Origin of the sequence: Chryseobacterium sp. KCF3-3 (assembly GCF_045865955.1) — a bacterium.
In the GTDB taxonomy this organism is placed as follows: domain Bacteria; phylum Bacteroidota; class Bacteroidia; order Flavobacteriales; family Weeksellaceae; genus Chryseobacterium.
On sequence record NZ_AP035792.1, the window covers coordinates 898,546 to 920,909 of the forward strand.

The following is a 22,364-nucleotide window of genomic DNA, read 5'->3' on the forward strand; positions in this document are numbered from 1 at the left end:
ATTTTCAACAAATATATTCATAAAAATTTCTCTATCCCTTAGTCTAAAGGAGCTATAGAAATAATCCATCTCATCAACTCTAAGAATATGATTTAAATCATAAAATTATTTTTATCTATTCTAAACAAATACTTACATTTGCGCCTTATTTAAAACTGTTCTACATAAAAATAAAATGAAAAAACAATTACTTTCTTTAGGCCTTCTATTTATCGCTGTTTCAGCGAGTTCACAGATGAAAAATGCGGAAGCAGATACCATCAGAACTCAGACCATTGAGGATATTAATCTTCACAAAACGGGAAATCCTAACCAGGCAAGACCATTATCGACAAAATCAAATCTGACGGTAATGGAAAACCCTCAGCCCATTGCTATTGTTACTCACGAAATCATTGAGCAGCAACAGGCAAAACAATTGAGTGATGTTCTTCAGAATGTAAACGGAATGTATGTTACTTCATCAAGAGGAAATTCTCAGGATAGCTTTGGTGGACGTGGTTTCATTTTAGGAAATGATAATATCTTCAAAAATGGAACAAGAGTAAACAGTGGGGTTTTTCCTGAAGTAAGCGGTCTGGAAAGAGTTGAAGTTTTAAAAGGGGCAAATGCCATGTTATTTGGTAATGCAGCAGCAGGTGGTATCATCAACATGATTACAAAGAAGCCTAAATTCAATTTTGGCGGAAGTATTGGATTAAATGGCGGAAGCTGGAATTCTTACAAACCAACTGTTGATATTTATGGCCCTTTATCAAAGAATATTGCTTTCAGAGTAAATGGAGCTTACGAATATGCAGAAAGTTTCAGAGATGTTGTAGAATCAGAAAAATATTACTTCAATCCTTCATTCCTTTTCAATTTAAGCCCAAAATCGCAATTGATCGTTGAAGCAGATTATCTTAAGAATAATTTTACTCCTGATTTCGGTCTTGGATCCATCACAAATCCTGATGGAAGTTATAAAATCAATGATCTTCTACCTAAAAATGCTTTCTTAGGAGCGGACTGGCAATATCAAAATGTAGAACAAGTTTCTACCAATGTAACTTTTAATCACCAGTTTACTGATAAGTGGTCATTAAATGCTGTAGCTTCTTATCAGAACTATACTAAAGACTACTACTCTACTGAAAGAGTACAGTGGGGATATGAAAAGAATACAAACCGCCTTTTCTGGCAAAGACCTTTAAATAAAACATTTAACGAACAAAATTACACTTCATTACAAGTTAATATTAATGGAGAGTTCAATACAGGAAAAATTAATCATAAGGTTTTAATTGGTACTGATGGAGACTATGGTGTTCAAAATAACTATACTTACACCAATCCAACAGTTTATGGGACTAATGGTAATACAGCTACCATTAATAATAACCTTTATTTAGATGATTCATCAACTTGGGCAAGTGGAAAAATGCCTAACGCATCTTTAAAAGATAGAACAAGAATCCCTACACAAAGATTTGGTATATATATTCAGGATTTCATAAGCCTTACAAAACAACTTAAAGTAATTGCTGGTTTAAGATGGTCTTATTTGGAAACAATGACTAATACTAAAAATACATTTTCAAATGATCTTGGAGATGTTGATCAAAAAAATACAGCAATATCTGACAGAGCATTTTCACCAAAAGCTGGTTTAGTATATATGCCAAACGATAACCTTTCCGTATTTGCAACCTATACCAACTCTTTTGCTCAGAATACAGGAAAAGATATTTATGAACAAGCGTTAAAACCTACTACTATTGATCAATATGAAGCAGGAGTGAAAAAGAATTTCTGGAATAATGCTTTAGCTGTAAACCTGACTGCATATCAAATTGTTTACAATAACTATTATCAAACCGCACCTCAATTAGCAAATGGGCAGGCAAATTCAGATTCATTCTATAAAGAATTCGCAGGAAAAATGAGAAGCCGTGGTGTTGAGTTGGATATTACTGGAAACCCAACAGAAAATTTATCAATTATCGGTGGATTCTCTTATAACAACTCTGTATATCTTGATACACCAGACGGTTTTGGATATGTTGAGAAACAAAGATTAGTAAGAACTCCAGCTACAACAGCAAACGCTTCTGTATTTTATAAATTCACGCGTTATGCAAAAGGACTTAAAGTAGGTGCAGGTGCATATTTCATCGGTGACAGATTAGCCGGATGGAATGATACCAAAAATGGTTCTACAGGTCTGGGTGCAAGAAACGGAATCAGTAGATCATTTGCTTTAAAAGATTACACTACCGTAATGGTATCTGTAGGATATGAGTGGAAAAAATTCTCTATCCAAGGAAAAGTGGGTAACCTGTTTAATGTCGAAAACTACAATGTTCACGAGAATTATTCAGTGAATCCTATTACTCCAAGAAATTACTATTTCACATTGACATACAGACTCTAGAATTCTTTATATAATAATTCTTTCATTAAAAGTGGAAATTGCATTTTTGCAGTTTCCACTTTTGAAATTTTAAACAAAAACAAAACAATAAGATATGGATAAGATTAAAGACACAAGAAGTTTCATGAGAATTACTCACCGTTATCTGGGATATTTCCTTGCCGGAATTATGGCGGTATATTCGTTAAGTGGAATTCTTCTGGTGTACAGAGACACGGATTTTTTGAAAAGCGAAAAGAAATATGAAAAAAACATTGCAGCTAATCTTTCAGAGAAAGAACTGAAAAAAGAACTGAAAATGAAAGGCCTGGAAGTGGAAAAAACTGAAGGTAGCGTTCTTTATTTTAAACAAGGAACTTATGACAGCGCAACCGGAAAAGCCAAGTACGCTAAAAAAGAACTTCCTTTCGTATTGGATAAAATGGTTTCCCTTCACAAATCACAATCTAAAGATGCTATATCTCCTCTAAGCGTATTCTTTGGAGTTTCCCTGTTCTTTTTTGTAATATCAAGTTTCTGGATGTTTAATCCTAAGACAAAAGCGTTCAAACGTGGAATCAAGTTTACGATTGCCGGATTGATCATTTCCGTAATTCTTTTGTTTATTTAATATAATACGAAATCTGATCAAAAGAAAAAAACAGCAATTTGGAACATTAATAACATGACCTCTGTTTTTATCATTTTCATTCCAAAACGCCTGTTTTATTTTCTTTATCATTATGATATCCTCAGTTAATCTGTTAAAAAAGTAAATTATATCTTACTGGCAATCTTAACGTTTATTTAGATAAATTACGTAAAATTAAGAGTCTGGCACATTTATTGTTTTTTCTATAATTCGTGAATAATAAACATTTAATTATTAAAATAATAAATTATGAAAAAACTTATTTTAACAGGAATATTAGCCGTAGCAGGCTTAACAGCAACTGCCAACGCTCAGATTCAGAAAGGTAATTGGATGGTAGGAAGTAGCATCGTTGCAAGTAACTTTGGCTTAAATACGGGTGGAGGATATAATATTTCACTACAGCCAAAAGCAGCTTATTTTATTCAAGATAATGTAGCAGTTGGGGGATATGTAGATCTAGGATTCAATAAAGTAACAAATGGATCACCTACCAATTTTGTATATAAAGTGGGTGCACTAGGTAGATACTATGTTTCTCCAGGAGAAAAAGGAGTTGACAACTTATTACACCACGGAAGATGGTTCTTCGAAGGTAATGTAGGTGTTGGAGGTACTTCTACTGAAGGATCTAACTCTACAACTGGTTTAGACTTTGGAGCAGGGCCTGGTTATTCATACTTCATTACTCCAAACATTGGTGTTGAAGGTTTAGTAAAATATAATGGTGTTGCAGGATTTGGTAGCGAAGGATTAACTTCTACCTTAACTTTCAACGTAGGATTTAGTATTTATTTACCAACTTCAAAAGGTAAACAAATCATCAACGACGTTAAGTAATCACTGAAATACTTATAAAAAAATGAAAGCGCCCCGAGAATTTATTTCCGGGGCGCTTTTCGTACAAATTAAAACTAAACTATAAAAAATCAAATAAATCATGTATTAGGTTGTGGGGTGTATCTTAAATACGGTTTTATTTCCGTTACACCTTTTGGGAATATTTTTCGTGCATCTTCTGTAGAAATTGTTGGAGGTACAATAACATCATCTCCGGTTTCCCAATTTACAGGAGTAGCTACACGATAATTATCCACCAACTGTAAAGAATCCAGCACTCTAAGAATCTCATCAAAATTCCTTCCCGTAGAGGCCGGATAGGTAATAATCAGTCTTACTTTTTTGGAAGGATCAATAATCAGAAGAGAACGTACTGTAGCTGTAGCCGAAGCATTAGGATGAATAAAATCATACAGCTCAGAAACTTTTCTGTCTTTATCAGCAATAATAGGAAACTTCACAGTGGTATTTTGAGTCTCGTTGATATCTTTCACCCAGTTTTGATGATCCTCTACTCCATCTACGCTCAGAGCAATCACTTTTGTATCTCTGGCATCAAACTCAGATTGTAGTTTTGCAGTATATCCCAGCTCTGTAGTGCATACCGGCGTATAATCTGCAGGATGCGAAAACAGAATTCCCCAGGAATTTCCCAGATAATTATAAAAATTAATATCCCCTACAGATGACTCTGCCTGAAAATTGGGTGCTGTATCTCCTAGCTTAATTGACATAATGTTCCTTCTTTATAGTCTACAAATTTAGTAGACTTTTTGGAACTGGCAAATTTTTTGATGAAAATTTATATATTTAACTAAAATTTTATCCATGGAGAAAACCGGATTAAGGTATCTAGATGTTGTTTATAAGGTATTGGAAAGTTGGTATGTAACCTTTGCCGCGCTTACCCCAAAGCTGATTGTCGGAATTTTAGTATTTACATTCTTTCTTATCAGCAGTAAATATTTAAGCAAAGGAGCTGTAAAATTATTTCACAAATTTTTCCCGAAAAGTCAAAAAGAGAGTTCATTAGTAACTTTAATTAGCATATTCAGATTTCTGATCATGCTGATGGGTACATTTATTTCTCTTGAAATAATGGGATTCAGTAACTTTCTTTGGAAATTTATCGGAAGTTTAGGAGTTGCAGGGGTTATTGCAGGGGTTGCCCTGAAAGACCTTGTTTCAAGTATTTTTTCAGGAATGCTGATCGGAATCGATAAAGCATTTAAGGTAGGTGATTATATTACCATCGGTGCCCACTCCGGAACAGTACAGGAAATTGGTTTCTTAACCACAAAAATTCTTACGGATGACGGGAAGAAAGCATATATTCCTAATCAAGTAGTATTTAATGCTCCATTTTACAATATTACCGCTTCGCCACAGCGCAGGATTATTTTAAATTTTGAAATTCCGGCTGATGAAGATATTACCAAAGCACAGAAAGGGATTCTGGATGTAATTAAAAATCTTGATAATGTAGATAAACTGGACACTATAGAAGTAATCTTTACAGATCTTAAACAGGGCGCATTCAATCTTCAGGTGAAGTTCTGGATAAAAATAGGTGCCAATCTTGCTCAGGTAAGAAGTAAAGCTTATTTAGGTATTAAAGAACGCTTTGATACAGATAAAGTTCAGTTGGTAACCCCAACGAGTATCAGCATTACAAGTGGAGAGAATATTTTACCTGAAACCCATCAGGATAAGTAACAAAACCTTTATAATTAAAAAGCACATTAAAACTGAAGTATTTTTTAAGGTGATTACAAAGAAAAACCTAGCAGGTTTTAGAAACCTGTTAGGTTTACAATAGTACATTTCCGCTGAAGTTATTACAAAACTGTCCCTTCACGTGCCAACAAAAAAAACCGTTCCAAAAAATGAAACGGTTTTCTTATTTATCTGAAAATTTTAGATTATGCTAAAACTTCTTTTACTTTGTTTGCAGCTTCTTCTAAAGTAATTGCAGAGTGTACCGGAAGACCAGACTCGTCAATTAATTTTTTAGCTTCTACAGCGTTAGTTCCCTGTAATCTTACGATCAATGGAACCGGAAGGCTACCCATAGCTTTGTAAGCATCTACAACACCCTGAGCAACTCTGTCACATCTTACGATACCTCCGAAGATGTTGATCAAAATAGCTTTTACGTTTGGATCTCTTAAGATGATTCCGAAAGCAGTCTGTACTCTCTGAGCATCAGCTGTACCTCCTACGTCAAGGAAGTTAGCAGGGTTACCACCAGATAATTTGATGATATCCATAGTTGCCATTGCAAGACCAGCTCCGTTTACCATACAAGCAACGTTACCATCTAATTTCACGAAGTTAAGACCAGCTTCACCCGCTTCAACATCCATTGGATCTTCTTCTCTTGTATCTCTAAGCTCAGCTAAGTCTTTGTGACGGAACAATGAGTTGTCATCTAAAGTTACTTTAGCATCTACAGCGATAATCTTGTTATCAGAAGTTTTTAATACAGGGTTGATTTCGAAAAGAGAAGCATCAATTCCTGTGTAAGCATTGTAAAGAGATGAAATAAATTTCACAAATTCTTTGAATGCATTTCCTTCAAGACCTAAGTTGAAAGCAATTTTTCTAGCCTGGAATCCTTGAAGACCAATAGCTGGATCAATTAATTCGTTGTGGATCAAATGAGGAGTTACTTCAGCAACGTGCTCAATATCCATACCACCTTCAGTAGAATACACAATAGTATTTTTACCTTCAGCTCTATCTAAAAGAATAGAAACATAAAATTCTTTAGTTTCAGATTCTCCAGGATAATAAACATCTTCTGCAACCAAAACAGAGTGTACTTTTTTACCTTCAGCAGAAGTTTGTGGAGTTACCAACTGCATTCCGATGATATTCTGAGCGTTCTCTTTAAGTTTATCCATGTTTGGAGAAAACTTAACACCCCCACCTTTACCACGACCACCTGCGTGAATCTGTGCTTTTACAACCCAAGCCTGTGCTCCGGTTTCAGCAGTCAATTTTTCAGCAGCTGCTACAGCTTCATCTACGTTGTTTGCAACGAAACCACGTTGGATAGCTACTCCATACTTTGATAAAATCTCTTTTGATTGATACTCGTGAAGATTCATATTATTTTTATTATTTTATTTTAATATTTAAAGGTTGACAAATTTACTAAAAATGAATAAGGTTAAAAAGAAAATTATAGAACTTTTAACTCATTCTGTAAGTTTATCTGCGATCTTATCAGATTCAAGGCGGTGAATCTATGAATAATATGATAATGATCATAAAAAAACTAAATCTCACGATCATATTCTAATGACATTTTAATGTCATTCTAATGTAGATAAGAATATTAACAAATCCCATCTATTATCTTTGAAGCCCGGAAATAAAAGATACCTATTTCATGAATTTTCAGATGAAATTCAACCTTGGTAAAAAAGCTTTATTTCAGAAAATTTTTTCACCATATCATTATCAATTTCCTGGAAAACCCAGTGATATTTACTGAGGCAACAGGCGATATTCAAATGAAAATTCACAACTCAAAAAACAGTTAACCTTTTACTAAAGAAGAAAATGGAAATACCAGCTAATGAACAGGGAAAAAGGCTCATACGCTACATTACAAAAGAAAAAAAAGATGTTACCAATATTTATTTCTATGCCATTCTGAATGGTTTAGTACTGCTGAGTGTACCTTTAGGAATACAGTCTATTGTAAGCTTTGTGATGGGAGCCACCATGACAACTTCCATTTATATCCTCATATTTTTTGTTGTAATTGGAACCTGGCTTGCCGGATATTTCAGATTAAAAGTAATCCAGATTATTGAAAAGATACAGCAGAAAATATTTGTAGAATTTTCCATTGCCATAGCAGACAAAATTCCCAAAGCAGATCTTTCCTACACAAGAAAATACTACCTTCCGGAGCTTGTCAACCGATTTTTTGATATTCAGAATCTTCAGAAAGGAATTTCAAAAATATTACTGGAAATTCCTACTGCTTTAATACAGATTGTTTTTGGAATTCTTTTGCTCTCTTTTTATCATCTTTGGTTTTTAGCGTTCGGAGCTCTGGTCATTCTCTCTGTGGTAATTATTTTCAGATACACGATGGAAAGCGGAATCAAATCCAGCATTGAAGAGAGCAACAAAAAATACGATACAGCGGCATGGATAGAAGATATTGCTGGTTCTGTAAAAACGTTTAAAATGCATTCTGAAGATGATTCTCATTTAAAAGGAACCGATGAAAGAGTGATAGAATATCTAAAACACAGAACATCTCATTTTAAAGTATTGGTGTTTCAGTATAAAACAATTATTGCTTTTAAAGTCATCATTACTTTAGCTATGCTAGCCATTGGAACTTATCTTCTGATCAATCAAAAACTGAATATCGGAGCTTTCATTGCTACAGAAATCGTGGTTCTAAGCATCATGTCTGCAGTAGAAAAACTTATTGTAAGCCTTGAAAGTTATTATGATCTGATTGCATCTTTTGCCAAACTCTCTAAAATCACAGAACTTAAAGAGGAGCCCAACGGAGAAATCACGTTATCTCAGAAAGAAAAAGGGACAGAAATTGAATTTAAAAATGTAACCTTTTCATTTAATGACAATGCGCCCATCCTTTCTGACCTTAATTTCAAAATCAAAGAAAACAGCCTGAACATTCTAACAGGAAAACTGGGAGCAGGGAAAACGCTTCTGCTTAATATGATCACAGGATTCTTCGAGCCCAGCTCAGGAACAATTCTGATTGATAAAATTCCATTAAAAAATATAGAAAAAAAACACTGGAGAAATAATGTTGGACTTTACCTTGAAAATATGAAGATCATTCAGGGAACAGTTAAAGAAAATATCCTATTGGGAAGCAGCCAGAGCCACACAGAAGATATCCTTGAGCTTTCTGAAAATATGGGTATAGAAAATATTTCAAGTATGTTCAGCAGCGGTTTCTTTACAGAGGTAAGTGAAACTGATCCTGAAATCACATTCAGTTCAAAGAAAAAAATACTGATGCTTCGTGCTCTTCTCGGTGACAAAAAACTTATCATTCTGGAAAATCCTTTTGCAGGAATCCGTGAAGAATATCAGGACAAAATGATAAAATATCTTCAGAAAATCAAGGAAAACACAACCATTATTATTGTTTCTCAGGATACAGAACTGCTACAATATGCCGATCAGCATTTTCATCTGGAAGGAGGAACATTAAAAACACTTCAAAACAATCAGTAAAATGAAACTACAGTCGTTTGACAATATCTATCATATTCACAAAAAATCACGGGTAAAAAGATGGTTCCTGTTTATCTTCATAGGCGGTATCATTACCTTATTTCTTCCCTGGACACAGAATATTAAGGTGAAAGGAAATGTAACGTCTCTTTACCAGGAACAGCGCCCGCAGCAGCTCCACTCTCCTATTCCGGGAAAAATCATCAAATGGTACGTTAAAAACGGAGATTATGTAAAAAAAGGAGATACTTTACTTCAGCTTTCCGAAATAAAAGATGATTATTTAGATCCGCTTTTGGTACAGAGAACACAGGAACAGGTAAATGCTAAAAAAGGAGTAAGAAATTTCTATGAAGCAAAAGTAGGAACAGTGAAAACCCAGCTTGAAGCCTTACATTCAGCGAGAGATTTAAAGCTTAATCAGCTCAAAATAAAAATAGGCCAACTTAATAATAAGCTTACCGGTGAAGAAGCAGAACTCACTGCTGCCACTAATGAGCTTAAGCTTTCTGAAGACCAGTTTGCGCGACAGAAAAAAATGTATGAGGAAGGTTTGGTTTCTCTTACCCAGTTTCAGCAGAGAAGTATTTCTTATCAAAATGCTGTTGCCAAAAAAACAGCGTCAGAAAATAAAGTGGCTCAAACCCGTCAGGAAATTATCAATACAGGTATTGAACAGAATTCTGTGATTCAGGATTACACAGAGAAACTCAGTAAAATAGAAGGAGACCGTTTTCAAAACATGGGGCAGATTGAAGGCAGCGATGGTGAAATTGCCAAGCTGGAAAATCAGGTAGCCAATTACAAAGCAAGACAGGGTTTATATTTCATTATTGCATCACAGGACGGTCAGATTGTGCAGCTTAACAAAACAGGAATTGGTGAAGTTTTAAAAGACGGTGAAAATATTGGAACAATTGTTCCTACAGCAGTAGATTATGCAGTTGAAATTTATATAAAACCTGTAGATCTCCCGCTTGTCAAAGAAGGACAGCGTGTGATGTGCATCTTTGATGGATTTCCTGCCATTGTATTCTCTGGATGGCCCAACTCCAGCTACGGAACATTTGCAGGAAAAGTAGTTGCAGTAGAAAGCAATATCAGCACAAACGGACTTTTTAAAGCGCTCGTCATTGAGGATAAAAATGAAAAAAAATGGCCACCTAAAATTAAAATGGGAGGAGGTGTACAGGGAATTGCCATTCTCAATGATGTTCCTATCTGGTACGAACTGTGGAGAAATATCAATGGTTTTCCACCGGATTATTATGAAGTAAAAAATGATCAAACGGTTAAGTATGAGAAAACAAAGTAAACTTCTTTTTATATTGATCTTTCTTCTTTTCCAGTATCATAAAGCACAGGACTCTCTCATGATTTCAGCGAAGGAATTTCTGGAAGTGGTAAAAAATTATCATCCGATGGCATTGAAATATCAGCTGCAAAACAAAATTGCCCAATCTGAGATTACTAAAGCAAGAGGAAATTTTGATCCGGTTTTGGGAGGAAAACTGGGCGAAAAAAACATTGACGGCGTACAATATTACAGACAGAAAAATATTGAACTGGGTATTCCTACCTGGTACGGGATTGATCTTACGGCAGGATATCAGTATCTGGATGGTGAAAAACTCAACTCCAGTGAAACAAAAGGTGGTCTTTACAGCATGGGGATTACCGTTCCTTTAGCTAAAAATCTGTTGTATGATAAACGAAGAGCAGCACTGGATCAGGCGAAATTTGCTTTAAAAATGACGGAAGCTGAACAGACTGTACTTACCAATGAACTTCTTCTTGAAGCAGAAAACATCTATTGGGAATGGGTACAAAGTTTCGAAATTTACAAGTTGCAAAACAAAGCGGTTGAGATCAGTAAAAAACGTTTGCAACTCACCCGGAAAACTTTTGAATATGGAGAAAGAGCAGCAATCGATACTGTGGAAGCAGCTTCACAGCTACAAAGTTTTGAACTTCAGCAGAAAGAAGCTTATTTAAATTTTATCAAAAACACCCAGCAGCTGCAGTTATTTTTATGGAAGGAGAATCGTGAAATTTATGAAATCTCACAACTTATTTATCCGGCAGATCATCTTTCAGATCATACTGCTTACTCAGATTTTGAATTTCTTTTGCAGGAAGTCAAAACAAAGGAAACCGGCAATCATTGGTCTGTACAGTATTATACTCAGAAACATTATATCTTAGAAAGTGAACGGAAGTTGAAATGGCAGAGCTTTCTTCCTAAGTTTGATTTCACTTATAATTTCTTCAACAAAGAAAATTATCAGACAGATTACCTTCCTCTTTTTGACAATAATTTTCAATATGGTTTAAAGCTCGAAATACCAATATTTCAAAGGGAAGCCAAAGCCAGTTATCAAATGGCCAAAATTAAAATAGAACAGAATAAACTTGATACCGAATTCAAAAAAAGAGAACTTACTACGAAAATTGAAACCTATAAAAACGAACTTTTAAATTACCATACCCAGATAGATCTTTCACAAAACAATCTTTTGAATTATCAACAGCTTCTTACTGCAGAAGAAACAAAATATGCGAATGGTGAGAGCTCCCTTTTCCTGATCAATTCAAGGGAAAATAAAATGATTGAGGCACAGGAAAAATTCATTTCCATCAAAACGAAATTTCTTAAAAGCTTTAATAAACTTAAATGGATGAATGAAAATTTCTCTTTATAAAACTAAAAAAGTTCAGGAAACTCCCTGAACTTTTTTTATTGATATTCTGATCTAAAATACACCAGAAATTATTTTATAAGTCAATATTTCTATTCTTCCGCTAATTTCTCAGACTGAGATCCGATAAACGGAATTTTTGGAGCCAGAAAATATCCGGTAAGGCTGGCAAATAAAATCGGGACAAAGTAGGTAAATCCTGTAAGTGTTCCCAAAATGATCGTTGTACTCATCGGCGTCCTTGTCACACAGGCATTGATTGCAGCCATACAGCTTACAATTGCTAACGTGGTATCAACCGTTGGAAACAAATTATGGATAATCAAACCTAATGTTGTTCCTACAAAAAACAAGGGAATGATAAATCCTCCTCTCCATCCGGAAGTCACCGTAATGGCGATGGCCAATATTTTAAAAATAAGAATCAGGATTAAAAAATTCAGTCCGAAGTTTCCTCCGATCAGCTGATTAATCTCGTTGTGCCCGAAGTATCTTGTAATAGGAAAATTATAGGCGATAATTCCTAAAATAATCCCACCTACTAATGTCTTAATATAAATTGGAAATTTTCTGTACTCAAAAATCTTTTTGAAAAATTTGACTACAAAAATGAAGATCCATCCGAATAAAGTTCCTACAATTCCAAATGCAGTTGCATAAGCAAAATCATAAACTCCGGTATAATGGTAAGCTTTCAAATCCCACGTTGCCCCAATTCCCAAGTGGATAATCAAAGCAAACATCAGATAACTGAAACAACTTGCTACCAATGCAGGAATAATAGCTTTGTAATATTCTACCGCATGTTTATGATGTAAAATTTCCAGAGAAAAAAGACTTCCTCCAAGTGGAGCACCGAATAATGCTGTAAACCCGGAAGCCATACCCGCAATGCTCAGAGACCTCAGCTCTTCACCCTTCAGTCTGAAAATTTTCCCAAGCCAGGTTCCTGTAGATCCTGTAACCTGTACCAATGGGGCTTCGGGACCTAAACTTCCTCCTGATGCAACACAGAAAAGAGAGGAAAGGATCATCGAAGGATTATTCTTCGGTTCCAGTTTTCCTTTATTGAATCTGATATTATTAACAATCAGATGAATTTCTCCCGGATCACCAAAAAAGTGGATCACCAGTCCGGCCAGCAATCCGCAAACTGCCATGGTTGGAATCACCTGCCAGCCCTGAAATTTGGCTAAAAACTCTGTGAAATGTTCCAGTACAATCCAATATCCTCCGGCAATGATACCGCCCACCAGACCTGTAACGGCCCACATAAAAAAAGTCCGGCTGAACACAAACGGATTGAACCTCATAGGTTGATCTAAGAGATTAAATGTTCGTATTAACCGTCTTCTTCTGTTAATCTTCATTCTTATATTCTGTTTTTAGCAAAATATAAGATCAGCATTCCCCAGCTTAAGATCATCATCAGACCTCCAAGCGGAGTGATTGGGCCTAAGAATTTAAGATTCATTCCCAGATAATCCTGCATGCTCAGGAAGTAGATGCTTACTGAGAATAATAGTGTTCCTGCAATCATTAAAATGGAAGTCCATTTCTCAGCAGATGTTTCGAATTTTAAAATATACCCGATGATCAGCAGGAAAAAAGCTGCATACATCTGATATCTCACTCCTGTTTCAAAACTTTCCAGTCTTTCCACAGCTAATATTTTCTTTAAAGCGTGTGCTCCGAATGCTCCTAAGATTACAGACACCATTCCGTAAACTGCTCCAAAAACTAAAGTAATTGTTTTCATTTTATAACTCTTCTAATTCTAGGGTTAAATATTTTTTTGTTTTCTCATCCTGCCAGGTTCCCATAATTTTCCTGCCTTGCAGATCCGCTTCCACCAAGGCTTTGAAAATCCACTGGTTGGTTTCTTCGCTATAATAATCGTTTTCTATAATGGAGATATGGTTACCTTTTATCTTTCCGTTCCACTCAATCAGCTTTTTATTTTTATCATACCAGTATTTTGCAGAAAAAGAACCATCGTCATATACTTCACCGATCAAAACAGTAATGGAATACTTTCCATCGATCTTTCCTTTATACAATTTATTAGTAAGACTGGTTATCTCTGTTTTTTCAGAACCGGAAATTAAATTTCTCGCGTAAGGACTCCAGTATTTTTCCAGCTCTTTGTAGGAAAATTCTATTTCATGACTGCCAAGCTCATCCAAAGCTCTCATGGCATGATTAGAACATCTTCCGGCAACAAAAGTCAGTTTATCTTTCCCAAAGAAATACCTGATACCGTCTAAAGTATGTTCCGTAAAACAGTCTTCATACATAGCGATCTGATCCTGAGTTTCCTCTTCAGGATTTTTCTCAGATTTCAGTTTAACAAGAAAATCAGAAATCCTTTTCTTTACTCTTTTCTGAATAATTCCCTCAACAGTCTTCACTGAACCGGGTTCAAATAAATCTTTGGCATTGATAAAGTTTCCTGTTCTCAGATCAAAATTCTTCCAGATCAAAAAACCTTCCGGATAAGCACCTGAAGCTTCACCATCTATAGCAATACTCAGAATATTCTTAGGCGTTTCAATTTTATTCCAACGATAAAAATAAAGATAGTTGGAATAGGAATTGGTTGCTGTAGAAGCCAGTTTAAAAGGATTGCCGCCAGATCCGGGAACATATTCCAGCTGATCTACCTGCAAAAATGTATTGATTTTATTTTCTACCCGAGGATTTTCAGAATAAGAAACAACCGGAAAAACGGTATCTTCAGTTTTCGGCTGCAGATTACTTATTTTCACTTTTTGCTGTTGTGAAAAACTTAATCCTGAAATCAGTAAGAAAAATACAATACTCCTTTTCACTATTTTGATTTTAAGTACATTAAAATGAACTTGGCCACCAATGTAGAAATACCCAGTATGATAAACATATTGGCGAATCTCTTGGAACTTCTGAAACCTTCATTGTTGGTTTTCTTCAGAAAAAATCCGAAAAGAAGGAATACAATGGGCAAAATGATCTGCAACATTAGTTTCCTCTCATTCTGTTAAACTCGTTGATCACCTCATGGTGGCTCACCGTCTTATCTTTAAAATACGTCACAAAGTGCTGTTTTTCTTCTTCGGTAGCTCCTAATTGGTTCAGAATATTCAACAAGTGCATTTTCATATGTCCTTTCTGAATTCCTGTAGTTACCAAAGAACGTAGTGCTCCAAAATTCTGAGCAAGACCAGAAACGGCAAGAATACTCATCAACTCCTGTGCAGAAGGTTTTCCAAGAAGAGCCAGAGAGAATTTTACCAGAGGGTGAAGGTTCGTAAGCCCTCCTACTACTCCTACAGAAATAGGAAGATCAATCCAGAATCTGAAAATTCCGTTATCTGTTGTACAGTGAGTCAAAGATCTGTATTGTCCGTCTCTTGCAGCATACGCATGTGCGCAGGCTTCTGTAGCTCGGAAATCATTTCCGGTAGCGATTACAACAGCATCTACTCCGTTCATTACTCCTTTATTGTGAGTGGTTGCGCGGTAAGGTTCAATTTCTGCGATGGTAACAGCCTGTTTGAATTTAGCAGCAAATTCTTCAGGAGAAATTCCGCTGTCATCTTTTAAATCTTCCATTTTACATGAAACCTCAGCTCTTACGATACAGTCAGGGGTAAAATTGGAAAGAATATTCATTACAATTTGTAGTGAATTCTTTTCCTCCTGAGTAAAATCTTCGCTGGTAGCAACTTCCTGTCTCATTGTTTTTCCAAACTGCTCAAGACAAGAATTGATAAAGTTCGCTCCCATTGAATCTACGGTATCGAAGCTTGCTTTCAACTGGTAATAATTCGGCATTTCTGCTGTTTTATCCACCAGACTGATATTTAAAATACCTCCACCACGTTTTCTCATGTTGGATGTAATATCTTCCGTTGTTTCAAATAGTTTTTTCTTTAAACTGAAATTAAAGAAATGCAATAATTTATGCGGTTCTACATTAAAAATAAAGTGGGTATGTCCCAGCTTTTCTGTATTGATAATGGTTGTTTTAAAACCTCCTTTGTCGATCCAGAATTTGGCAGCTTTGGAAGCAGCAGCTACTACAGAACTCTCCTCAACAGCCATTGGAAGTGCCAACAGTTTTCCGTCGATCAGAAAGTTCGGAGCAATTCCGTAAGGCATATAGAAATTGGAGATGGTATTTTCAGAAAATTCTTCGTGAAGCTTCTGAAGATCTGCATCATCATTCCAGTATTGTTTTAATATATTTTGATATTCCTGGTTTCCTTCAAGATATTCGTTTACGAGCCATTCGATTTTCCCCTGCTTTGGTAGCTTGGAAAAACCTTCGATTGGTTTATGATTCATGATATAAACTTTAATGAGCCGTAAATATAATGATTTTGAGACTCTTTTTTGTTGATAACTTCTATGAAAAAAGATTGACTTTTATCAATTTTGGAACTAAATTTGAACAAAATTAAAATACACTTTTGATACAAAACAGATCAATTCTTTTAAAATATGAATTTTGACCGCCTTAAAGAAAAGCTTGAAATCCTTGCTGATGCAGCGAAATATGATGTTTCCTGTTCATCAAGCGGAGGCTCGAGAAAAAATAAAAAAGGAGCTTTAGGAGATAGTTCCGCAAGTGGGATTTGTCATACCTACACAGAAGACGGCAGATGTGTTTCTTTACTTAAAATTCTCTTGACCAATCATTGTATTTATGATTGTGCTTACTGTGTTTCCAGAAGTTCCAATGATATCAAAAGAGCAGCATTTACGGTAGAAGAAGTGGTAGATCTTACGATCAATTTTTATCGAAGAAACTATATTGAAGGGTTATTTCTGAGCTCGGGAATATTCAAAAATGCCGACACTACAATGGAAAGATTGGTAAGAGTTGCCAAAAAGTTACGTCTGGAAGAAAACTTTAATGGGTATATTCATTTAAAATCCATTCCCGGAGCAAGTGATGATCTGATGCAGGAAGCCGCTCTATATGCAGACCGTTTATCAGTAAATATTGAAATTCCTACAGAAAGCGGATTAAAATTACTGGCACCTGAAAAAAACAGACAGGATATGATCAGCCCAATGCGGTATATCCAAAAAGGAATTATTCAATATAAGGATGAAAAGAAAATTCTGAAGAAAGTTCCCAAGTTTGCTCCGGCCGGACAATCTACCCAGATGATTGTAGGGGCAACCAATGAAAACGACTTACAAATTATCAAAGTTGCCGATCATTTTTATAAAAACTTTAATCTGAAAAGGGTGTATTATTCCGGATATGTTCCGGTGTTGGAAGATCAGAGACTGCCTTCTTTAACGACGGAAGTTCCTATGCTTCGGGAAAACCGATTGTATCAGTCGGATTGGCTGATGAGATTTTATGGTTTTAAAGCAGAAGAAATTTTAGATCCACGTGTTCCTTTCCTTGATCTGGAAGTAGATCCGAAATTAAGTTGGGCATTGCGAAATCTTGACCAGTTTCCCATTAACCTGCAGACTGCAGAATACCAGTTGATTCTAAGAATTCCCGGAATTGGAGTAAAAACGGCTCAAAAGATTGTCAGTGCAAGACGTTTTCAGATCTTAACAATGGATCATTTGAAGAAACTGGGTGCGGCTGTCAACCGGGCAAAATATTTTATTGATTTTAATGCTGGTAATGCTTATCTGAAATATTTAACGGATAAAAACTTCAGAAAGCTGCTGATAGGGGGAAGTTCATCCAAATTCCATAACCAGTTTTCGCAACAGCTGACTTTATTTTAATGATCTGTTAAATGTTTATTTTTTTGAAACATTAAGATTCTATTAAGGTGTTAAGAGTATTAAGATGAGCTTCGCTTTAAGCTTAAAAATCAGAATGATTCATCTTAACTATACTTTATTTCTTAAATCCTTCTTAATGGTTGTAATATTTTTTGAACAGTTTCAATAAACACAAATGACATCAATATTTTCACAAATGGCCACTAATGTATTACTTCGATCTAACAGCACATTTGTCATTCTGACGAAGGAAGAATCTCTTCAATCAATCAGATTTTTCACTTCATCTTATTTTGCTCAGAATGACATCCCAACTGAACTTTAAATTATTAAACTCAACACATGACAACCCTACTCTACGATGGCAGTTTCGACGGTATTTTCACTGCGGTATTTGAAGTTTTCGAATACCGATATAAAGATGTGGAGATTAAAAGCAGAGAAAGGTTTCATCAGGAAAATATTTTTGCGGAGATTCATGAAGTTATTACCCAAACTGACAAATCTGAAAGAGTTCTGAATAAACTGGAACAGAATATTGGTAAACAAGGTGTTTACAAACTTTTAAAAGTTTTTTTATCTGAAGAACCGGAGCTTGAAAACCTCATCTTATCTGTGGTAAGGCAGTCTGTGAAAAATCCTGAAAATAATATTCTTGAAAACTTTGCCGATAATGACGTTTTGAAAATTTCAAAAATCTGCAAATCCGTGGACAGAGAAAGGCATAGGATGACTGCTTTTGTCCGCTTTGAAAAAATGCAGGATGGTGTTTTTTTCTCCAAAATAGATCCCGATTTCAATGTTCTTCCTTTAATCAGAAAACATTTTAAAGACCGATATCAGGACCAGAAATGGATGATCTATGACCTCCGAAGAAACTATGGACTTCTCTATGACCTTGATAGCTGCGAATTCTTTTATCCTGATGAAAAGATTGATCTCCATAATTATCAGCAAAAATTTCATGATGAGGAAAAAAGTTATCAGGTACTTTGGCAGCGTTATTTCACGAAAACCAATATTGTAGAAAGAAAAAATATGAAACTCCATATTCAGCATGTTCCGAAAAGATACTGGAAATATCTGACTGAAAAATGGTAGCTGCGCTCTCAATATTATTTCCCGCTGATTGAGCAGATAATGCAGATTTTTATAATAGAACGATCCTGATATTCTATGATACATCAGTCCAGCATTGAATCAATAATTCCATATTGTGGATAACTTTTTATTTTGATCAAAAAACATGTGATTTCAAGTCCTTTTTTCAAGTACATTATTTAATCATCTCATTTTATGAAAGATATAATCCACATTCATCGAAAACTCATATTGTGGATAACTTTTTCCAGTTAACATTCCGTTAACATTGGAATTTTTTCAATGTCATTTTTTTAAGAAAATTGAGTAGAAAATAACCTACCCAATGAGAATAAAGGGTTTCAAAATATCATTTAAAAACATGAAAATCTGCGGTATACGGAGTTAATAATTACATCAACATTTTAGTTTTGTGGATAACTCTTACTTTTTAAGGGTTCGCAGAGCTTTCTTTACAATATACTGTGTTTCTTTTGTCGGACTTTCCCGAAGCCATTCATCGCAGATTTCTACTACAAATTCGGGTTGTGATTTACTCGCATCATTCAGCCAGTTGCCTACACTGTCCTGCACATATCTGGAGGAATCAGATCGTAATGGTTCCAGAATTTCCAGTCCAAGTCCCGGATTTTGTTTTAAAATATCAATATGTTCGCACCAAACACCTCTCGGTCTTGTGGATTCGCTGGCAAAACGTCTCACGTTCTCATTATCATGTGTTGTCCACTTTGATAAAATAGATAAACTTTCTTCCAGGTTTTTGGAGATATCCGGGCGCACGGTCATCCAGCAGATTTCTCTCACACCAAAATGAGTATCAGCAGCAAATGACTTTATTCTGTCTAATTTTTCTTTCAATTTTAAATCATTATTTCTTCCAATCGTATAAGCCGCCCAGCAACGTACAAGATCTGCCGGATGAACTGACAATTTCAAAAGAAATTCATCATCCTTATTTTTCACAGCCAGATTAAGAAGCCCAACCCCAATTGTTTCATTAATAGAATTGACAGTTTGTTTCTTCAGTTGATTCACATTATCTAAAACAGGTTTCAAATATTCTATACGATCATTCTGCAGAAGCAGATTTTCCAATAACAGCCTTTGATCCACCGCCAGCCATTCTGTAAGATTAGCGGTTTCAATTTCACCTCTGTTCAGCTGTTCCAGAATATCTGGTGGAATATCTTTGATGGAGCGGGCTCCTTTTCGTTTTTCTGTCATACTATTTAATGATTACCTTTACAAAAGTCTGAAAGTGGGCGGAGAAAAACAATACCGCATATTTTTCACCCATAGGGATAAAAAAGTCAATTTTATGGAAACAAAAGAAAGAGCTGAAGAAAATAAAATTTGTCCGTTGGAAGTCGCAGTCAATACCATCAGTGGAAAATGGAAAATTCCTATCGTTTGGCAGATTAATGAAGGGAAAAAACGTCCCAGTGAATTTCTGCGTGGTATTGCTAAAGTGGACCGAAGAGTTCTTAATCAGCAGTTGAGTGAAATGGTGGAAGACGGTATTTTAACGAAACAGTCTTTCAATGAACTTCCTCCAAGGGTTGAATACACTTTGACAGAACTTGGTGAAAAACTGGTAAAAATCCTCTGGCAATTGAATGATTGGGGAAAATTACTGATTCCTGAAAAAGATGAGGTATTGAACCCATAAGTTTTCATATAATATATTGGCAGATAGGTGAAAAAAAATGATATTTGTGTTCACTAAAACACATGAAAAGAGTTATCACCGGAATCACAGCATTATTCATTCTCACAGGCTGTACAAAAGAAAAAATATCTGACCGTCTATTGGCCGAGCCAGATAAGAACGAACATTTAATTGCAGAAAATGCTTTAAAAATCAATAAAGATAAAAATACAATCAGGGAAAGGTTTTCACCTCCGGAAGGCTATGAGTGGATGGAAGAAAAACCAGGTTCTTTCGGATATTTTATTGAAAACTTCAAACTTAAACCTTATGGCAGTCAGATTGTAAAATATGACGGAACTCCTATTTCTACCCAGCATCTTCATGAAGCTGTTTTTGATATTGATACCGGCAATAAAGACCTGCAGCAATGTGCTGATGCTGTAATCCGTATGAGAGCTGAATATCTTTATAAGGCGAAAAAATTTGACGAAATAAAATTTCATTTTACAAGCGGTGATCTTCTCAGCTGGAACGATTATAAAAACGGAACGAGAGCCTTTGTGAATGGAAACTCAGTCAGTTTCAGAAAAACAGCTGCTTTTGATGATTCTTACCAGAGTTTCAGGAATTATCTGGATCTGATTTTTAATTATGCCGGAACAATTTCATTAAACAAAGAAACCAAGCCGGTCACAAAAAACTCTGATCTGAAAACAGGAGATATTCTCATCACGCCAGGCAGCCCGGGGCATATTGTTTTTATTTCCGGAGTCTGCAAAAATCCTGAAGGCAAAAGACTGTTCTTATTAAGTGAAGGTTTCACGCCCGCTCAGTCTGTGCATGTACTCTCCAACCCATTTAATCCCTATTTTACGCCGTGGTACGACCTTGATATCCAGACCGAGGAAACGAAAACTGCACGATATTTTTTTAAACCTACAAACTTCAGAAGCTTTTAATAATTTATATTCAAAACTATTGGAAACTTACTACGATAATCTGAACTTGTTTTTGTAAATTTGTGTTCGAAATTTTTTACTTGATGAAAGAGAGTGCTGTAAAAAAGATTGCAGTTCTTACTTCAGGGGGTGACTCTCCGGGTATGAATGCGGCATTAAGAGCGGTAGTAAGAACCGCCAATTACTATGATATCGAATGCTACGGAGTGAGAGAAGGCTACAACGGCCTTATCAACGATGATTTCCTGAAAATGGGAGCCCGTTCCGTAAAAAATATAATCAACCAGGGTGGAACCATTCTAAAATCTGCCAGATCCGCTGAGTTCAGAACAAAAGAAGGCCGTCAGAAAGCGTACGACAACTGCGTAAAACTTGGAATAGACGGATTGGTATGTATTGGAGGAGACGGAACTTTTACCGGTGCAAAAATCTTTAATGAAGAATTCGGAATCAGAGTAATCGGTATCCCGGGAACTATTGACAACGATATTTTTGGAACTGATAATACCATCGGGTATGACACTGCGTTGAATACTGCCATGGATGCTATTGATAAAATCCGTGACACGGCCACTTCCCACAACAGAGTTTTCTTTGTGGAAGTAATGGGGCGTGATGCTGGTTTTATTGCATTAAACAGTGGGTTGGCTGCAGGAGCTCTGGATATTTTAATTCCTGAAAAGAAAGACAGTATTGATGAGCTTTTTACAAAATTCAGAAATGCTGAAAAAACAGGAAAATCATCCAGTATCGTTGTAGTAGCAGAAGGTGAAAAACTGGCCAACGTTTACGAGCTTGCAGAGAAGACAAAACAGACATTCCCGGATTACGATATTCGTGTCGCTATTTTGGGACATATGCAGAGAGGAGGTTCTCCAAGCTGTGCAGACAGAGTTTTGGCAAGCAGACTGGGCTATGGTGCCGTAACGGGACTTATGGAAGGACAAACCAATGTAATGGCAGGAATGCGTTCCAACGATCTTACGTATACACCAATAGAAGAAGCCATTAAAAAACATAACGAAATCAATAAAGATCTTTTACTGATTTCAGAAATTTTAGCAATCTAATTATTTTTATAATC

General features: G+C 35.7%; 19 protein-coding genes. 12 read left to right on the forward strand and 7 right to left on the reverse strand.

Annotated features, from left to right (window positions below):
* Positions 1–175 precede the first annotated feature (175 nt).
* The 3 genes from ACKTTZ_RS04030 to ACKTTZ_RS04040 all read left to right on the forward strand — a co-directional run bounded on the left by ACKTTZ_RS04030 (position 176) and on the right by ACKTTZ_RS04040 (position 3,884).
* Complete coding sequence (locus ACKTTZ_RS04030) at positions 176–2,413, forward strand: TonB-dependent siderophore receptor (RefSeq protein WP_253317568.1); 2,238 nt, start codon at positions 176–178, stop codon at positions 2,411–2,413.
* Between the two features lie 94 nt (positions 2,414–2,507).
* The gene (locus ACKTTZ_RS04035) at positions 2,508–3,023 is read left to right on the forward strand and encodes a hypothetical protein (RefSeq protein ID WP_253317567.1); all 516 of its coding nucleotides are present in this window, start codon (positions 2,508–2,510) and stop codon (positions 3,021–3,023) included.
* Between the two features lie 270 nt (positions 3,024–3,293).
* Entirely contained in the window at positions 3,294–3,884 is a 591-nt protein-coding gene (locus ACKTTZ_RS04040) for a hypothetical protein (protein WP_034694879.1), read from the forward strand.
* A gap of 98 nt (positions 3,885–3,982) precedes the next feature.
* On the opposite strand, the gene ACKTTZ_RS04045 is transcribed toward ACKTTZ_RS04040, so the two are convergent.
* The gene (locus ACKTTZ_RS04045) at positions 3,983–4,618 is read right to left on the reverse strand and encodes a peroxiredoxin (RefSeq protein ID WP_034694877.1); all 636 of its coding nucleotides are present in this window, start codon (positions 4,616–4,618) and stop codon (positions 3,983–3,985) included.
* 94 nt (positions 4,619–4,712) lie between these two features.
* On the opposite strand from ACKTTZ_RS04045, the gene ACKTTZ_RS04050 reads away from it, so the two are divergent.
* Entirely contained in the window at positions 4,713–5,600 is an 888-nt protein-coding gene (locus ACKTTZ_RS04050) for a mechanosensitive ion channel family protein (RefSeq protein WP_253317566.1), read from the forward strand.
* Positions 5,601–5,806: 206 nt separating this feature from the next.
* On the opposite strand, the gene sucC is transcribed toward ACKTTZ_RS04050, so the two are convergent.
* Positions 5,807–6,997 carry an ADP-forming succinate--CoA ligase subunit beta gene (sucC, locus tag ACKTTZ_RS04055; RefSeq protein ID WP_034694875.1) on the reverse strand — a complete coding sequence of 397 codons (1,191 nt, stop codon included), beginning with the start codon at positions 6,995–6,997 and terminating at the stop codon, positions 5,807–5,809.
* 457 nt (positions 6,998–7,454) lie between these two features.
* Between sucC and ACKTTZ_RS04060 the strand changes: the two genes are divergently transcribed.
* From ACKTTZ_RS04060 to ACKTTZ_RS04070, 3 genes are read left to right on the forward strand one after another with little or no spacing between them, the layout of a single operon-like run.
* Positions 7,455–9,128, forward strand: coding sequence for a peptidase domain-containing ABC transporter (locus tag ACKTTZ_RS04060; protein WP_407847468.1), 1,674 nt, complete (start codon positions 7,455–7,457; stop codon positions 9,126–9,128).
* A gap of 1 nt (position 9,129) precedes the next feature.
* A complete protein-coding gene (locus tag ACKTTZ_RS04065) occupies positions 9,130–10,443 on the forward strand; it encodes an HlyD family secretion protein (RefSeq protein ID WP_407847470.1) in 1,314 nt (437 codons plus the stop codon).
* On the forward strand, positions 10,427–11,830 hold the full coding sequence (locus tag ACKTTZ_RS04070) for a TolC family protein (protein ID WP_407847472.1): 1,404 nt from the start codon (positions 10,427–10,429) through the stop codon (positions 11,828–11,830). Before ACKTTZ_RS04065 ends, ACKTTZ_RS04070 begins: the two co-directional genes overlap by 17 nt.
* A gap of 89 nt (positions 11,831–11,919) precedes the next feature.
* Here ACKTTZ_RS04070 and ACKTTZ_RS04075 read toward each other — a convergent pair whose 3' ends face one another.
* The 4 genes from ACKTTZ_RS04075 to ACKTTZ_RS04090 form a co-directional block, all read right to left on the reverse strand.
* Positions 11,920–13,197 carry a chloride channel protein gene (locus tag ACKTTZ_RS04075; protein ID WP_407847474.1) on the reverse strand — a complete coding sequence of 426 codons (1,278 nt, stop codon included), beginning with the start codon at positions 13,195–13,197 and terminating at the stop codon, positions 11,920–11,922.
* 2 nt (positions 13,198–13,199) lie between these two features.
* Positions 13,200–13,586, reverse strand: a complete 387-nt coding sequence (locus tag ACKTTZ_RS04080; protein WP_034694871.1) for a DUF423 domain-containing protein — start codon at positions 13,584–13,586, stop codon at positions 13,200–13,202.
* Position 13,587: 1 nt separating this feature from the next.
* A complete protein-coding gene (locus ACKTTZ_RS04085; RefSeq protein WP_407847476.1) occupies positions 13,588–14,658 on the reverse strand; it encodes a hypothetical protein in 1,071 nt (356 codons plus the stop codon).
* 166 nt (positions 14,659–14,824) lie between these two features.
* Positions 14,825–16,153 (reverse strand): hydroxymethylglutaryl-CoA reductase, degradative, encoded by a 1,329-nt coding sequence (locus ACKTTZ_RS04090; RefSeq protein ID WP_407847478.1) that lies wholly within the window; start codon positions 16,151–16,153, stop codon positions 14,825–14,827.
* A 156-nt stretch (positions 16,154–16,309) separates the two neighbouring features.
* Between ACKTTZ_RS04090 and ACKTTZ_RS04095 the strand changes: the two genes are divergently transcribed.
* Positions 16,310–17,569: a putative DNA modification/repair radical SAM protein gene (locus ACKTTZ_RS04095; protein WP_407847480.1), complete on the forward strand. Its 1,260-nt coding sequence runs from the start codon at positions 16,310–16,312 to the stop codon at positions 17,567–17,569.
* A 342-nt stretch (positions 17,570–17,911) separates the two neighbouring features.
* Positions 17,912–18,670, forward strand: a complete 759-nt coding sequence (locus ACKTTZ_RS04100; protein ID WP_407847482.1) for a TIGR03915 family putative DNA repair protein — start codon at positions 17,912–17,914, stop codon at positions 18,668–18,670.
* Between the two features lie 423 nt (positions 18,671–19,093).
* On the opposite strand, the gene ACKTTZ_RS04105 is transcribed toward ACKTTZ_RS04100, so the two are convergent.
* Positions 19,094–19,894, reverse strand: coding sequence for a DNA alkylation repair protein (locus ACKTTZ_RS04105; RefSeq protein WP_407847484.1), 801 nt, complete (start codon positions 19,892–19,894; stop codon positions 19,094–19,096).
* 94 nt (positions 19,895–19,988) lie between these two features.
* Here ACKTTZ_RS04105 and ACKTTZ_RS04110 point away from each other — a divergent pair, with 94 nt between their 5' ends.
* From ACKTTZ_RS04110 to pfkA, 3 genes are all read left to right on the forward strand, one after another.
* A complete protein-coding gene (locus tag ACKTTZ_RS04110; RefSeq protein WP_034694864.1) occupies positions 19,989–20,339 on the forward strand; it encodes a helix-turn-helix domain-containing protein in 351 nt (116 codons plus the stop codon).
* Between the two features lie 62 nt (positions 20,340–20,401).
* A complete protein-coding gene (locus ACKTTZ_RS04115; protein WP_034694862.1) occupies positions 20,402–21,280 on the forward strand; it encodes a DUF4846 domain-containing protein in 879 nt (292 codons plus the stop codon).
* Positions 21,281–21,363: 83 nt separating this feature from the next.
* Positions 21,364–22,350, forward strand: coding sequence for a 6-phosphofructokinase (gene pfkA / locus ACKTTZ_RS04120; protein ID WP_034694860.1), 987 nt, complete (start codon positions 21,364–21,366; stop codon positions 22,348–22,350).
* Positions 22,351–22,364: the final 14 nt, after the last annotated feature.

Coding starts and splice junctions, on each gene's coding strand:
- ACKTTZ_RS04030 (WP_253317568.1), top strand. CDS start 176: ATGAAAAAACAATTACTTTCTTTAGGCCTTCTATTTATCGCTGTTTCA.
- pfkA (WP_034694860.1), top strand. CDS start 21,364: ATGAAAGAGAGTGCTGTAAAAAAGATTGCAGTTCTTACTTCAGGGGGT.
- ACKTTZ_RS04090 (WP_407847478.1), bottom strand. CDS start 16,153: ATGAATCATAAACCAATCGAAGGTTTTTCCAAGCTACCAAAGCAGGGG.
- ACKTTZ_RS04035 (WP_253317567.1), top strand. CDS start 2,508: ATGGATAAGATTAAAGACACAAGAAGTTTCATGAGAATTACTCACCGT.
- ACKTTZ_RS04100 (WP_407847482.1), top strand. CDS start 17,912: ATGACAACCCTACTCTACGATGGCAGTTTCGACGGTATTTTCACTGCG.
- ACKTTZ_RS04095 (WP_407847480.1), top strand. CDS start 16,310: ATGAATTTTGACCGCCTTAAAGAAAAGCTTGAAATCCTTGCTGATGCA.
- ACKTTZ_RS04075 (WP_407847474.1), bottom strand. CDS start 13,197: ATGAAGATTAACAGAAGAAGACGGTTAATACGAACATTTAATCTCTTA.
- ACKTTZ_RS04040 (WP_034694879.1), top strand. CDS start 3,294: ATGAAAAAACTTATTTTAACAGGAATATTAGCCGTAGCAGGCTTAACA.
- ACKTTZ_RS04045 (WP_034694877.1), bottom strand. CDS start 4,618: ATGTCAATTAAGCTAGGAGATACAGCACCCAATTTTCAGGCAGAGTCA.
- ACKTTZ_RS04105 (WP_407847484.1), bottom strand. CDS start 19,894: ATGACAGAAAAACGAAAAGGAGCCCGCTCCATCAAAGATATTCCACCA.
- sucC (WP_034694875.1), bottom strand. CDS start 6,997: ATGAATCTTCACGAGTATCAATCAAAAGAGATTTTATCAAAGTATGGA.
- ACKTTZ_RS04070 (WP_407847472.1), top strand. CDS start 10,427: ATGAGAAAACAAAGTAAACTTCTTTTTATATTGATCTTTCTTCTTTTC.
- ACKTTZ_RS04080 (WP_034694871.1), bottom strand. CDS start 13,586: ATGAAAACAATTACTTTAGTTTTTGGAGCAGTTTACGGAATGGTGTCT.
- ACKTTZ_RS04050 (WP_253317566.1), top strand. CDS start 4,713: ATGGAGAAAACCGGATTAAGGTATCTAGATGTTGTTTATAAGGTATTG.
- ACKTTZ_RS04065 (WP_407847470.1), top strand. CDS start 9,130: ATGAAACTACAGTCGTTTGACAATATCTATCATATTCACAAAAAATCA.
- ACKTTZ_RS04115 (WP_034694862.1), top strand. CDS start 20,402: ATGAAAAGAGTTATCACCGGAATCACAGCATTATTCATTCTCACAGGC.
- ACKTTZ_RS04060 (WP_407847468.1), top strand. CDS start 7,455: ATGGAAATACCAGCTAATGAACAGGGAAAAAGGCTCATACGCTACATT.
- ACKTTZ_RS04110 (WP_034694864.1), top strand. CDS start 19,989: ATGGAAACAAAAGAAAGAGCTGAAGAAAATAAAATTTGTCCGTTGGAA.